Origin of the sequence: Arthrobacter sp. C9C5 (assembly GCF_013359735.1) — a bacterium.
Taxonomy (GTDB): Bacteria; Actinomycetota; Actinomycetes; order Actinomycetales; family Micrococcaceae; genus Arthrobacter.
In genome coordinates this window covers 112,023-124,466 of record NZ_JABFMX010000006.1, presented here as the reverse complement: position 1 = coordinate 124,466, position 12,444 = coordinate 112,023, and the positions used below count along the sequence as shown (strand labels likewise).

Below are 12,444 nucleotides of genomic sequence, written 5' to 3'. Positions count from 1 at the left end.
ACGGCCGGCCGGTAACGAGCCGCAAACGGCAAAGGACCCCTGCCGCGTCGGCAGGGGTCCTTCACAAAGCTTCAGGCGTTAGACGCGCCTAAGTCCTAGCCGCCGACGCGGATGAAGACCGGGCCGGAGCCGACGTTGACGCTGTAGAGCGCGGTGGTGCCGCCGTTCCAGCCGCCGTGGACGGCCATGCCGTTGCCGACGTAAACGGCGATGTGGGCCATGCCCATGCCACCGTTCTGGTAGTAGGCGAGATCGCCCGGCTGGGCCTCTGCGGCGCTCACGGTGCGGCCCAGGGACAGGTAACCCGCCGGCCAGCCGTGGTAGTGGACGCCCACTGCGGCCAGCGCGTTGGTGGCCAGCATGGTGCAGTCCTGAGAGACACCGATCTGTGCGTAGGCAGCTGCGGCGATCGAAGCGCCCATGCCGCTGACGGCGGCCGGAGCCTTGGTGTCCAGCGACGCGGTGACCGCGGTGCCCGTGCCGGCACCGGTGGCGGCGGTGTCCGCTTCCTGGACGTTGACGACGGGCTTGGCCGCCTCGACGACCGGAGCCGGAGCGGTGGTGACAGCAGGCTTCTCGTAGGAGATCGCGATGCTGGAGGCCGCGGAGATCGTGGCCGGCGCGTTGGACTGTACTTCCATGGCCGAAGCGGAAGTCGATTCGCGCTGAACGTTGGTCTCGGCAGCGTTGGCTGCGATACCGCTGGTCAGGACCAGGCCGGAGGCAGCAGCGATAACCGCGGCCTGGCGACCCATACCACCGGCGTTGTCGCCGACGGCCTTAGCAATGACAGCCAGCGAGTTGGTCTTGGTGACCTCCGCGCGGTGGCGTGCAATGGTTGCACGAGTAGTCATTCAGTTCTCTCTTTCGTGATCCTTGGGTCCGCGCTGCTTGCAGGCGGGACCGAGGACGCTCCGGCATCTTGGGGGTACGCCGGATCGCCCCGAAACGGGTTTCTTAGCGAAGGGTGTACTGCGAAGACGCGCCAAAAGCGGGAACTGCGTTGTTTGATCCAGTCCGGGCACCGGCAAGGGCGACACGGAGCATGGAATTCAGCGGGCTCAACTGAGCCTCGCCGGCGCGAGAACGCGCAGCATTGTGGCGTGAAGACACGAAAGTAGCCTCTCCCAATGCCTACGAGGTGAGCTGTCGGATTCGGATGGGAGTCACCCGGCCGCGCTGCTTCCTGGGAAGCTTTGCGACTTAACCCCAAGGTCTTCTTGCGAAGACCAAAATTGGTTCCCCCGCCCCTGCCAGACGATGTCATGCGAACGGACCTTGAGCGGTGGCAGAGTTAGGCAATCCACTCAAGAGCGCCAACTTCGGAGAAGTTGGCGTGCTTCATACGGTACAACAGTTGGGACTCAATGTCACATTCAGATCACGGCGTGTCACAGAAACGCGAGTGGTCCCTCGGCTTGGCTAAAGCCAGCCGAGCGGGTCAACAACTTCCCCGTTGACCATCACCTCGAAGTGGAGGTGGCAGCCGGTGGAGGCGCCGGTGGTTCCGCTCATCGCCACCACATCGCCACGGGAGACCTGCTGGCCCACGTGGACATCGGAGGACGACAAGTGGTTGTACGTGGTCTCCAGGCCGTTGCCGTGGTCGATTACCACCCGGTTGCCGCCCCCGTAGGGGTGCCAGCCGGAGAAAGTTACGGTGCCGCTCGCGGCGGCATGCACCGGGGTGCCGCATTGGGCCGCGTAGTCCTGGCCCCGGTGGAATTCCCCGACGGCGCCCGTGATGGGACTGACCCGGTAGCCGAACGGCGAGGCCGTGACCATGGCATCCAGCGGCGCCCCGAGGCTGCCCGCGGAGGCTGCCCGGGTGATGCTGCCGACGGACTGGGCGCTCAGCAACTGCTTGAGCTTGCTGTCCGGGTCACCCTTGGTGGTGACGGCCGTGCGGTTGAAGTTGATTTCGGCGGCCGGGGCCTTGACCTCGGGCTGAGCCGCCGCGGAAACCGAACCGGACCTGGCCGCATCGGTGGCCATCACGGGGCCGGTGGCCGGAACTGTCACGGTGAGGACCAAACCCGTAGCCGCCAGGGCAATGCCCGCCTTCTGCCCCACGCCGCTGACAGCGGCGAAGTCTGTTACCTGACGGAACGGGCTGCGCCGGCCGCGGCGCGCTTCGCGGTGTGCGTCACGCGGGCGTTCGTCGAGGACGACGGCGGCCGGGCGCGGCTCCGGAGCGGGACCGGTCGCACGACGGCGGCCCCTGACGGTCTGGGTGGTCAAAAACGGTTCCTCTCTGGATAGCCTGCGAAGTTAGCTGTCGGATTCGGGTCAGAGAGATCAAAGACCCGGTCCGCCGGTGCAAGCATCCAGACGCAGGGGCATCCACGGAGGTCCCAGTTTGAATTGCTTGCCGCTAGCGGACTTCACCCCAAGGCTGCTGAATCAACAGCCGGTTGTGGTTCCCCCGCCTCTGCCAGAAGGTGAATCGCCGACTGATCCGCTGGCAGAGCTCGGCTCCGGATCAGATAACGCTTTAGTATCAGTGCTTGTCATCAACTATAGGGGATTAAGGCAGGCGGTAATAATTCCGTTATCTCGCCTGTGCACAACTTACCGCCTGTTTCGCGGCAGGATTTTGACGCCGGGTTACCCGAGCGTAACGAAGACATGGGCGGCGACCTCGGGAGGCAGCTCAAGGGCGCCTTCAATGTCGGGGACCCGGACCGAGATGTACTCCCCCACCCGTTCCAGCGACACCCTGGCGCCGGGACGGATTCCGCCCTCGTCCAGCTGGACCAGCAGCTCCGGCTCGACCTGGATCGGCTCGGCCAGCCGGCTGACGGTGATCCGCGAGTCGGCACCGTAGCCGGCCATGGCGTCAAGCAGGTTGACCACGGCGCCGCGGTCCGGCGTCGGAAGCCCCCCTAGTTCGGCGAGTCCGGGAATCGGGTTCCCGTAGGGGGACACGGTCGGGTGGTCCAGCATTTCGAAAATGCGGCGCTCGACCCGTTCGCTCATTACGTGCTCCCAGCGGCACGCTTCCTCATGGACGTAGGCCCAGTCGAGCCCGATCACGTCGGCAAGCAGCCGCTCGGCCAAGCGGTGCTTGCGCATGACCTCGATGGCGCGCTTCCGGCCCGTTTCGGTCAGTTCAAGGTGCCGGTCGCCGGAAACAACCACGAGGCCGTCGCGCTCCATACGGCCGACAGTCTGGGAAACGGTGGGGCCGGAGTGCCGGAGCCGTTCGGCGATGCGGGCGCGGAGGGCGATGATGTTCTCTTCTTCAAGTTCCAGGATGGTCCGAAGATACATCTCGGTGGTATCGATCAGATCCGTCATTCAGCTCAGCTCCTCGAGCGCCGTCCTTGCGTCAATCCCACCGTACAGCGTGCGGGATGCGCCCTGGCGAGATCCGCCGTACGTCACCGCATAGCCTAGCCTATTTTGAATTAGTCCGGATAATCTGATGGCTGCCGCGCGGACCCGTGCGCTACGCCGCGCCCGGCTCCCGGCCGCCGTCTCAATGACCGGACTATGACGGGCGTTATTCCCGCCCGCATGGGGCCGTCGGGCAGAATAAATAGCGGGTCCCGGTCACGCCCGGCAGAGCCCGTCCAAGCCCCGCCACACACCCAGCCGAAAATTGGAGCCCCTGTGAGCGACACCAGCATCACCATCCCCGCGAACCTCCTGCCCAAGGACGGCCGGTTTGGCGCCGGCCCGTCGAAGGTCCGGCCGGAGCAGATGGAGGCCCTGTCTGCGGCGGCGGCGACGCTGCTGGGGACCTCGCACCGCCAGGCCCCGGTCAAGAACCTCGTGGGGTCGGTCCGGACCGGGCTGAGCGACTTCTTCCGCGCCCCGGAGGGCTACGAGGTCATCCTCGGCGTCGGCGGCTCCACGGCGTTCTGGGACATTGCCAGCTTCGGCCTCGTGGAAAACAAGGCGCAGCACCTGTCCTTCGGCGAATTCGGCTCGAAGTTCGCCGCGGCCACCAATAAAGCCCCGTTCCTGGCCGAGTCCTCGATCATCAAGTCCGAGCCCGGCACCCGCCCCGGGGCGCAGGCCGAGGCCGGCGTCGATGCCTACGCGTGGCCGCAAAATGAGACCTCCACCGGCGTCGCCGCGCCGGTCAAGCGCGTGGCCGGCGCCGATGCAGGCTCCCTCGTCCTGGTGGACGCCACCTCCGCGGCCGGCGGCCTGGACGTGGACGTCGCCGAAGCCGACGTCTACTACTTTGCCCCGCAGAAGAACTTCGCCTCCGACGGCGGCCTGTGGCTGGGACTGTTCTCCCCGGCGGCCTTGGAGCGCGCCGCCCGGATCAAGGCCAGCGGCCGCTGGATCCCGGACTTCCTGGACCTCCAGACCGCGATCGACAACTCGCGGCTGAACCAGACCTACAACACTCCGGCGCTGGCCACCCTCGTGACCCTGGACGCGCAGGTGCAGTGGCTCAACGCCAACGGCGGCCTCGACTTCGCCGCCGCGCGCACCGCCGACTCGGCCGGACGCATTTACCGCTGGGCCGAGGCCTCCGCCTACGCCACGCCGTTCGTGGCCAGGGCCGAGGACCGGTCCAACGTGATTGCCACCATCGACTTCGACGACTCGATCGACGCCTCCGCCATCGCCAAGGTCCTGCGCGCCAACGGCATCGTGGACACCGAGCCGTACCGCAAGCTGGGGCGGAACCAGCTGCGCATCGCCACCTTCGTGGCGATCGAACCCGACGACGTCTCCGCACTGCTCGAGTGCATCGACTTCGTCGTCGGCGAGCTCAGGAAGTAGCCACCGCGCCGTCCCTTTCCAGGACGCGTCAGCGGTCGACGGCGTCGTCCGGGTCTTCCTCCCGGGCGGCGCCACCGGTCGCCGAACTGCCGGGGACGACCCGGAAATACCGCAGGCCCCGCGCACGCCGGTTGAAGGCGATCCGCAGCTGCTTCGCCCGGACAATCCAGACTATGCCGTTCAGGGCCGCGATCAGCCCGGAGGCCGCCGCCACACCCATCGACCAGCGCGCGCCGGCGACGTTCGCCACCCAGCCGACCAGCGGTGCGCCGATCGGGGTGCCGCCCATGAAGATCGCCATATACAAGGCCATCACCCGGCCGCGCATCACCGGGTCCGTGGTGGTCTGGACGTAGCCGTTGGCGCTGGTCATCATGGTGATCGCGAACAGGCCGACCGGCACCAGCGCGACGCCGAACCAGAAGTAGTCCGGCGCCAGCGCGGCGAGGCCGGAGGTCAGGCCGAAGGCGCCGGCCGCGCCGAAGATCACGCGCATCCGCGGCCGGCCCCGCCCGGCCGAGAGCAGCGCTCCGGCGACGGAACCGATCGCCATGATCGAGTTCATCAGGCCGAAGGCGCCGGCATCGAGGCCGAATTCGGTGCCGACCATGGCAGCGATAAAGAGGACGAAGTTCAGCCCCAGGGTTCCCACGATGAACACCCCCACCAGCACAACCACAATGTCGGGCCGGAAGCGCACGTAGCGCAGGCCCTCGCGGATCCGGCCCTTGCCGGCCGGGGCCCGGGGCAGCTGGCGCAGCGAGGCTGCGGGGATTTTGGCCAGGCTCAGGAGCAGGGCCAGGAACGTGACGGTGTTGACCAGGAAGACCCAGCCGGGCCCAATGGCCACGGTGAGCAGGCCGGCGACGGCGGGGCCGATCATCCTGGCCACGTTGAACGAGGCGCTGTTGAGGGCGACGGCGTTGGGCAGGTAGTCGTCGCGCACCAGTTCGGAAACAAAGGTCTGGCGCACCGGCGCGTCCAGGGCGGAGACGACGCCCAGCAGCAGGGCGAAAATGTAGACGTGCCAGAGCTGCGCGGCCCCGGACAACACCAGGGCACCGAGCGCTGCGCTCAACAGGGCCATGGAGGACTGTGTCAGGACCAGCAGCTGCTTGCGGTTGAAGCGGTCGGCGACCAGCCCGGCGACGGGGGCGAGGAAGAGCTGCGGTCCCAGCTGCAGGGCCATGGTGATGCCCATGGCGCCGGCGTCCTGAGCGCTCAGGTGGTCAAAGACCAGCCAGTCCTGCGCGGTGCGCTGCATCCAGGTCCCGATATTGGAGATCAGGGCGCCGATGAACCAGATCCGGTAGTTCAGGATGTGCAGCGATTTGAAGGTGGACCTCATGTCCCGGCCTTCCGTTGCACGCTCCCGAACGGCCCCAAACCGTTAGTCGGCCTCGACGGCGGACTCGTCCTGGACCGCTCCGGCGTCGGCTCCTGCTTCGGCAGGCTCTGCTTGCGCCTCCGCGGCACCGTCGTCGGCGGTCTCGTCCGACGTAGCCGCCGCGGCCTCGGCAACGGGGGCTTCGGCGGCGTCGTCCTGTTGCGCGTCTTCCGGGCGCACGCGTTCGGCCCACGGAACCCACTCCGGGGCCAGGATGGAATCCTCGGAGGGCAGCAGGCCCAACTCATCCACCGTCACGGTCTTGGAGCGGGAGTTGCGGGTCAGCACCGCGTACCACTGCCAACCGCCGTAGCCGGGCAACTTGGACTCGAAGAGGTGCGTGACCAGGCGGTCGCCTTCGCTCTTCGCGCCCAGGTGCCGGCCGATCTGCTCCGCCGGCGCGATGCCTTCCACGGCGGCACGGGCCGCGTCGACGGACGCGGCCAGGAAGGCGTCGGGCTTGCCGACGCGCCAGACGGGCACGCCGTAGCGCGGCTTGGATCCTGCTTTGGCGCCGGCGGCCTTGGCGGCCGCACCGGCCGCCGCGGCGGCGTTCTGTTCAGGTTCCGGAGTCATCGCAGAGCCTTACGCGTCCAGCTCGTCGGCGACCTTACGAAGCGCGACGGCGATCGCCTTGGCCTTGTTGCCTTCCGGGTACTTGCCCGCGGACAGCGTTCCGGAGAGGTTGTCCAGCACGCTGACGAGGTCCTGCACCAGCGGTGCGAGGTCCTTCGCGCTGGGCCGCTTGGCCTTGGCGATCGACGGGGTCTTGTCCAGCACCCGCAGGCCCAGGGCCTGGGCTCCCTTGCGGCCGTCGGCCACACCGAATTCCACCCGGGTTCCGGCTTTGAGCTCGGTTACGCCCTCGGGCAGCGCCGACTTGGGCAGGAAGACCTCCTGGCCGTCTTCGCCTGCGAGGAATCCGAAGCCTTTTTCCTTGTCATACCACTTGACCTTGCCGGTAGGCACGTAATCAACCTTCTTCGTTCTGCGGGGACGCGGCCGGCGGTCACCGCATCCGCATGGATATGCGGGTTCAGGGTGTGACTGCCCGGACCGTGTTGGTCTGTTCCTCCAAGGTTATCCTGCCTTGGCCACTTTGACGGCTTGAGGCGCGGGCGAAGCCGGGCTGTTAGCGTTGCCTCCATGACACCACAGCGCTTCCGGCGGCCCCTCTTGATTCTTGCGGCCGCCGTTGCCGCGCTCTCGCTGGCCGCCGTCGGAGCCGTCATGGTTATGGCCTTCAACAACGCGGTGGCGCCGGCATGGATTACGTCCACCGCGCTGTACGGGCTGCCGGTGGCGTTCCTGCTCATGCTCGCCCTGGTGATCGACGCCGTCGCTGCCCGGCGCCGGACGCCCGGGCACGGCGGAGGGTAACGTTGGACTGATGTCCCTTATCCGCGCGCTCAGCAAGGAACTGCAGGCACGCAGCGACGACTCGTTGCGGGCCCTGTTCTCCGCGCGGCCGGACCTGATTTCCCCCGCGGTGCCGGATTTCTCCGCCCTCGCCGCCCGAGCCAGCGGCCGGGTCAGTGTGCAACGGGCGCTGGAACGGCTGAACCGCCCGCAGATGCAGGTCCTCGAAACCCTGCATCTGTGCACCAACACGGACACCGGACACAGCGCGTCCGCCGCGACGCTCAAGCGGCTGATCAACGGCTCTTCCGTCGCCGCGCTGGACCGGCTGCTGCACTCCCTGCAGGAACTGGCGCTCGTGCACCGGGCCGACCCCCCGCACGGCGTGGGCGCAGCCGCGGGCCGGCAGCGCCACTACCTTCCGGTCGGCAGCCTCAAGGACGTCATCGGCATCTACCCGGCCGGGCTGGGGCGCAGCTACACCGAGCTTGTCCGGCTCCAGCCCGCTTTCGCGCAGCGCGTGGTGCAGCTTGTCGGCGAACTGCACGGCACCGGCGCCGACATCGCCCCCGCCAGCACCCCGATGGAGGCGGCGCTGTCGCTGCAGCACTGGACCGCGTCGCCGGAGGCCCTGCAGGCGATCCTGGCCACCGCACCGGAGCGCACGACGGCGCTCCTCGCCCGCTTCGGAAACTGGGCCATGGGCGCGGTGCCCCAGGCGCAACGCCGCGCGTCCGTGCTGAACGAGGGCCCCGACGTCGGGCCCGTCGACTGGCTGCTGGCCCGCGGCCTGCTGGTGCCTCTGGACGCCGCCCATGTGGAACTCCCGCACAGCGTGGGCGTCTCGCTCCGCGGCGGCTTCGTCATTGAGCACTTCGCGCTCAGCCCGCCGGTGCCGAGGCTGGGACAGACCAGCGCTTCGCTGCGCCGCAATGCCGCGCTCGGCGCCATCGCCGAAACCCTGCGGCTGACCGGTGAACTGCTGTACGCCGTGCGCGAGCAGCCGCTCGCCACCTTGCGCAGCGGCGGCGTGGGCGTCCGGGAAATGAAGCGCCTCGCCGACGCCCTGCGGATCGGGCTGCATGAGGCCGGCGTCCTCGCGGAGCTGTGCGCCCTCTCCGGGCTGCTCCGCCTGGACGTGGACAGCTCAGCCTGGATCCAGGCGCCGCAGCTGGAATGGCTGACGCTGCCCCGGCAGGAGCAGTGGCTGTGGCTGGTCAACGCCTGGCTTGCCAGCGAACGGGTCCCGTCGCTGGTCGGGCAGCCGGTCAGCGGTGTCGCCACCGCGCAGGCGCACCGCGGCCCCGCCGGCAGCGCCATCAATGCCCTCTCCGCGGAGGCGCAACGGCCGGACGCCCCCGTGGTCCGGAAACGGATCCTGGAAATCCTCAACGAACTCACCCTGGAGGCGGCCGCGGCCGACGGGGAGGCACCGGTGCTGGACGCCGCCGCCGTGTTGGAACGGGCCGACTGGTCGCAGCCGCGGATGGCGCGGCGCTTCAGTTCGCTCATCCAGGGCGTCCTCGCCGAAGCCGAAATGCTGGGCCTGGTCGGATCGGGCGCGCTTAGCCAGATCGGGGCGGCGATCGCCGTCGAACAGCCGGACGAAGCCCTGGCCATCCTCGGCGAGCACCTGCCCGCGGCGCTGAACCACGTGCTCCTCCAGGCGGACCTGACCGCTGTCGCCCCCGGCTACCTGGACCCGGAATTGAGCGAGAAACTCCTGACCATGGCCGACGCGGAGGGCCAGGGGCCGGCCACCATCTACCGCTTTTCGGTGGCGTCCGTCCGGCGCGCCCTGGACGCCGGGCAGGACGCCGGCGCACTGATGGATTTCCTGCGCGAGCACTCGGCCACCGCCGTGCCGCAGCCGCTGCAGTACCTCATTGAGGACACCGCCGCGCGCCATGCCCGGCTCCGGGTGGGACCGGCCGCGAGCTTCATCCAGAGCGAGGACGAAACAGCCCTGCTGGAGCTGCTCAACACCCCGGCAGCGTCCGGGCTGGGCCTGGTCCGGATCGCGCCGACCGTGCTGGTCTCGCACGCCGCACCCCGGGAAGCCGCCCAGTTGCTGCGCGGGCTGGGCCTGTCCCCCGCGGTCGAGGAAACCGGTTCCGCCGCCGTGCGGCTGCGCCGCAGCACCGCGGCGCCGGGCAGCGTCCGGCCGGTCTACACCGCCCCGCGCACCGCTCCCGCGGACGCCGACGTCGACGCCCAGCTCGCGGTGCTGCGCGACGGCGGTTCACCTTCCTCCTTCTCCGACGCCACCGCAAGCCGCGGGGCCGGGGCAGCCGGCGGCGAGGCCGCGACGCAGCTGGGCCTGGAGACCCTGCAGAAGGCCATCCGGCTCAAGCAGCGGGTGGTGATGAACATCGTGGACGGCCTGGGGAATGCCACCCGCGAAACCGTTGTTCCGGTAGCAGTGAATGGCGGGCGTGTGCGCGTGTTCGATCCGGCCAAGGAAACCGAGCGTGTCCTGTCCATCCACCGGATCATTGACGTTGAAGCCACAGAGGAATTGCTCCAGTGAATGACGGACCGCTGATCGTCCAGAGTGACAAGACCATCCTGCTGGAGGTGGACCACGAACAGGCCACCGAGGCGCGCCATGCAATCGCGGCGTTCGCCGAACTGGAGCGCGCCCCGGAGCATGTCCACAGCTACCGCCTCACGCCGCTGGGATTGTGGAACGCCCGGGCCGCCGGCCTGGACGCCGAACAGGTCCTGGATACGCTGCTCAAGTACTCCCGGTTCCCGGTGCCGCATTCCCTGCTGATCGACATCGAAGAGACCATGTCCCGTTACGGCCGGCTGCGGCTGGAGAAGGATCCCCAGCACGGCCTCGTGATGCGCACCTCCGACTATCCGGTCCTCGAGGAAGTCAGCCGCGCCAAGAAGATCGCTCCGTTGCTGGGGCCGCGGATCGATGCCGAGACCGTGGTGGTGCATTCCTCCCAGCGCGGGCAGCTCAAGCAGCTGCTGCTGAAGATCGGCTGGCCTGCGGAGGACTTCGCCGGCTACGTGGACGGCACGCCGCACCCCATCATGCTCAACGAAACCGGCTGGAAGCTCCGCCCGTACCAGCAGCTCGCGACGGAGAACTTCTGGGCCGGCGGCAGCGGCGTCGTCGTGCTCCCCTGCGGGGCCGGCAAGACCCTGGTGGGTGCCGCCGCGATGGCCACGAGTTCCACCACCACGCTGATCCTGGTGACCAACACGGTGTCCGCGCGGCAGTGGAAGGACGAGCTGCTCAAGCGGACCTCGCTCACCGAGGAGGAGATCGGCGAATACTCCGGCTCCGTCAAGGAAGTCCGCCCCGTCACGATCGCCACCTACCAGGTGCTCACCACCAAGCGCGGCGGGCTGTACCCGCACCTGGAACTGGTGGACGGCAACGACTGGGGCCTCATCATCTACGACGAGGTCCACCTGCTGCCGGCGCCGATCTTCCGGATGACCGCGGACCTGCAGGCGCGCCGCCGCCTCGGGTTGACCGCCACCCTGGTCCGCGAGGACGGCCGCGAGGGCGAGGTGTTCAGCCTGATCGGACCCAAGCGCTATGACGCCCCGTGGAAGGACATCGAGGCGCAGGGCTACATCGCCCCCGCGGACTGCGTCGAGGTCCGGGTCGATCTCCCCCGGGACGAACGGGTGGCCTATGCCATGGCCGAGGACGCCGACAAGTACCGGCTCTGCGCCACGTCCGAGACCAAGACCGGGATCGTGGAGCGGCTCGTGGCTGAACACGCCGGCGAGCAGTTGCTCGTGATCGGGCAGTACATCGACCAGCTGGACGAGATCGGCGAGCGCCTGCAGGCGCCGGTGATCAAGGGCGACACCTCGGTCAAGGAGCGCCAGCGGCTCTTCGACGCGTTCCGCGCCGGGGAGGTCCAGACCCTTGTGGTGTCCAAGGTCGCCAACTTTTCCATCGACTTGCCGGAGGCCTCGGTGGCGATCCAGGTTTCCGGTTCCTTCGGCTCACGCCAGGAGGAGGCGCAGCGGCTGGGACGCCTGCTGCGGCCCAAGCAGGACGGCCGGGCCGCGCGCTTCTACTCGCTCGTGGCCAGGGACACCCTGGACCAGGACTTCGCCGCGAAGCGCCAGCGCTTCCTGGCCGAGCAGGGCTACGCCTACCGGATCATGGACGCCAAGGACGTCGGCGCCGGCAACTAGCGGACGCCCATTCAACACACATCCGCCTTTCAGAAAACTCACAGAGTCTGGGAGCATCATGGGAACCATGAAAAAGAACGGTCCCGAAGCCAAGCTGCTCGTCGTCGATGATGAACCCAACATCCGCGAGCTGCTCTCTACCTCGCTGCGCTTCGCCGGGTTCGAAGTTGTCTCCGCCGGTACCGGCCGCGATGCCCTCGCCGCCGCGGAGCTCCACTCGCCGGACCTCGCCGTCCTCGACGTGATGCTGCCGGACATGGACGGGTTCACCGTCACCCGCCGGCTGCGCGCCGCAGGCAAGCACTTCCCGGTGCTGTTCCTGACCGCCAAGGACGACACCGAGGACAAGGTCACCGGCCTCACGGTCGGCGGCGACGACTACGTCACCAAACCGTTCAGCCTCGACGAGGTGGTGGCCCGCATCCGCGCCGTGCTGCGCCGCACCCAGCCGCTGCAGGACGACGACGCCGTCATCCGCGTCGATGACCTGGAGCTCGACGACGACGCCCACGAGGTGCGCCGCGGAGGCACGGTGATCGAGTTGTCCCCCACCGAGTTCAAGCTGCTGCGCTACCTCATGCTCAACCCGAACCGGGTGCTCTCCAAGGCCCAGATCCTGGACCACGTGTGGGAGTACGACTTCAACGGCGACGCCTCGATCGTGGAGTCCTACATCTCCTACCTCCGGCGCAAGGTGGACATCGACCCCGCGGCGCCGGCCCTGATCCAAACGAAGCGGGGCGTCGGCTACGTGCTGCGGACGGCTGAGAAGCGCTGAC

11 protein-coding genes and 2 riboswitches are annotated in these 12,444 nt (G+C 68.4%); of the genes, 5 read left to right on the top strand and 6 right to left on the bottom strand.

What is annotated here, in order from left to right:
* Positions 1-95: 95 nt before the first annotated feature.
* The 3 genes from HNO80_RS06530 to HNO80_RS06520 all read right to left on the bottom strand — a co-directional run bounded on the left by HNO80_RS06530 (position 96) and on the right by HNO80_RS06520 (position 3,300).
* Positions 96-854, bottom strand: coding sequence for an NlpC/P60 family protein (locus tag HNO80_RS06530; RefSeq protein ID WP_175322030.1), 759 nt, complete (start codon positions 852-854; stop codon positions 96-98).
* Between the two features lie 263 nt (positions 855-1,117).
* A riboswitch (cyclic di-AMP (ydaO/yuaA leader) is annotated at positions 1,118-1,276 on the bottom strand.
* 146 nt (positions 1,277-1,422) lie between these two features.
* The gene (locus tag HNO80_RS06525) at positions 1,423-2,241 is read right to left on the bottom strand and encodes a M23 family metallopeptidase (protein WP_175322029.1); all 819 of its coding nucleotides are present in this window, start codon (positions 2,239-2,241) and stop codon (positions 1,423-1,425) included.
* 4 nt (positions 2,242-2,245) lie between these two features.
* Positions 2,246-2,454, bottom strand: a riboswitch (cyclic di-AMP (ydaO/yuaA leader).
* Positions 2,455-2,607: 153 nt separating this feature from the next.
* Positions 2,608-3,300 (bottom strand): iron-dependent transcriptional repressor DtxR, encoded by a 693-nt coding sequence (locus HNO80_RS06520; RefSeq protein WP_175322028.1) that lies wholly within the window; start codon positions 3,298-3,300, stop codon positions 2,608-2,610.
* A gap of 315 nt (positions 3,301-3,615) precedes the next feature.
* On the opposite strand from HNO80_RS06520, the gene serC reads away from it, so the two are divergent.
* Positions 3,616-4,746, top strand: a complete 1,131-nt coding sequence (gene serC, locus HNO80_RS06515) for a phosphoserine transaminase (protein ID WP_175322027.1) — start codon at positions 3,616-3,618, stop codon at positions 4,744-4,746.
* A 28-nt stretch (positions 4,747-4,774) separates the two neighbouring features.
* Here serC and HNO80_RS06510 read toward each other — a convergent pair whose 3' ends face one another.
* Genes HNO80_RS06510 through HNO80_RS06500 form a run of 3 tightly spaced genes read right to left on the bottom strand, consistent with a single transcriptional unit; the run spans position 4,775 to position 7,102 of the window.
* Positions 4,775-6,094, bottom strand: coding sequence for an MFS transporter (locus HNO80_RS06510; protein ID WP_175322026.1), 1,320 nt, complete (start codon positions 6,092-6,094; stop codon positions 4,775-4,777).
* 42 nt (positions 6,095-6,136) lie between these two features.
* Positions 6,137-6,709, bottom strand: coding sequence for a DUF3027 domain-containing protein (locus HNO80_RS06505; protein ID WP_175322025.1), 573 nt, complete (start codon positions 6,707-6,709; stop codon positions 6,137-6,139).
* 9 nt (positions 6,710-6,718) lie between these two features.
* Positions 6,719-7,102 carry a cold shock domain-containing protein gene (locus tag HNO80_RS06500; protein ID WP_175322024.1) on the bottom strand — a complete coding sequence of 128 codons (384 nt, stop codon included), beginning with the start codon at positions 7,100-7,102 and terminating at the stop codon, positions 6,719-6,721.
* A gap of 177 nt (positions 7,103-7,279) precedes the next feature.
* Between HNO80_RS06500 and HNO80_RS06495 the strand changes: the two genes are divergently transcribed.
* The 4 genes from HNO80_RS06495 to HNO80_RS06480 all read left to right on the top strand — a co-directional run bounded on the left by HNO80_RS06495 (position 7,280) and on the right by HNO80_RS06480 (position 12,443).
* Positions 7,280-7,513: a hypothetical protein gene (locus HNO80_RS06495; RefSeq protein ID WP_175322023.1), complete on the top strand. Its 234-nt coding sequence runs from the start codon at positions 7,280-7,282 to the stop codon at positions 7,511-7,513.
* 10 nt (positions 7,514-7,523) lie between these two features.
* A complete protein-coding gene (locus HNO80_RS06490; protein WP_175322022.1) occupies positions 7,524-10,022 on the top strand; it encodes a helicase-associated domain-containing protein in 2,499 nt (832 codons plus the stop codon).
* Positions 10,019-11,665 (top strand): DNA repair helicase XPB, encoded by a 1,647-nt coding sequence (locus HNO80_RS06485; RefSeq protein ID WP_175322021.1) that lies wholly within the window; start codon positions 10,019-10,021, stop codon positions 11,663-11,665. The genes HNO80_RS06490 and HNO80_RS06485 overlap by 4 nt, the downstream gene beginning before the upstream one ends.
* A gap of 67 nt (positions 11,666-11,732) precedes the next feature.
* Positions 11,733-12,443, top strand: coding sequence for a response regulator transcription factor (locus HNO80_RS06480; protein WP_175322020.1), 711 nt, complete (start codon positions 11,733-11,735; stop codon positions 12,441-12,443).
* Position 12,444 lies beyond the last annotated feature (1 nt).

Bases quoted from the DNA above. Each gene is read 5' to 3' on its own strand.
- HNO80_RS06530 (WP_175322030.1), bottom strand. From the start codon at position 854: ATGACTACTCGTGCAACCATTGCACGCCACCGCGCGGAGGTCACCAAG.
- HNO80_RS06520 (WP_175322028.1), bottom strand. From the start codon at position 3,300: ATGACGGATCTGATCGATACCACCGAGATGTATCTTCGGACCATCCTG.
- HNO80_RS06510 (WP_175322026.1), bottom strand. From the start codon at position 6,094: ATGAGGTCCACCTTCAAATCGCTGCACATCCTGAACTACCGGATCTGG.
- HNO80_RS06505 (WP_175322025.1), bottom strand. From the start codon at position 6,709: ATGACTCCGGAACCTGAACAGAACGCCGCCGCGGCGGCCGGTGCGGCC.
- HNO80_RS06495 (WP_175322023.1), top strand. From the start codon at position 7,280: ATGACACCACAGCGCTTCCGGCGGCCCCTCTTGATTCTTGCGGCCGCC.
- HNO80_RS06490 (WP_175322022.1), top strand. From the start codon at position 7,524: ATGTCCCTTATCCGCGCGCTCAGCAAGGAACTGCAGGCACGCAGCGAC.
- HNO80_RS06480 (WP_175322020.1), top strand. From the start codon at position 11,733: ATGAAAAAGAACGGTCCCGAAGCCAAGCTGCTCGTCGTCGATGATGAA.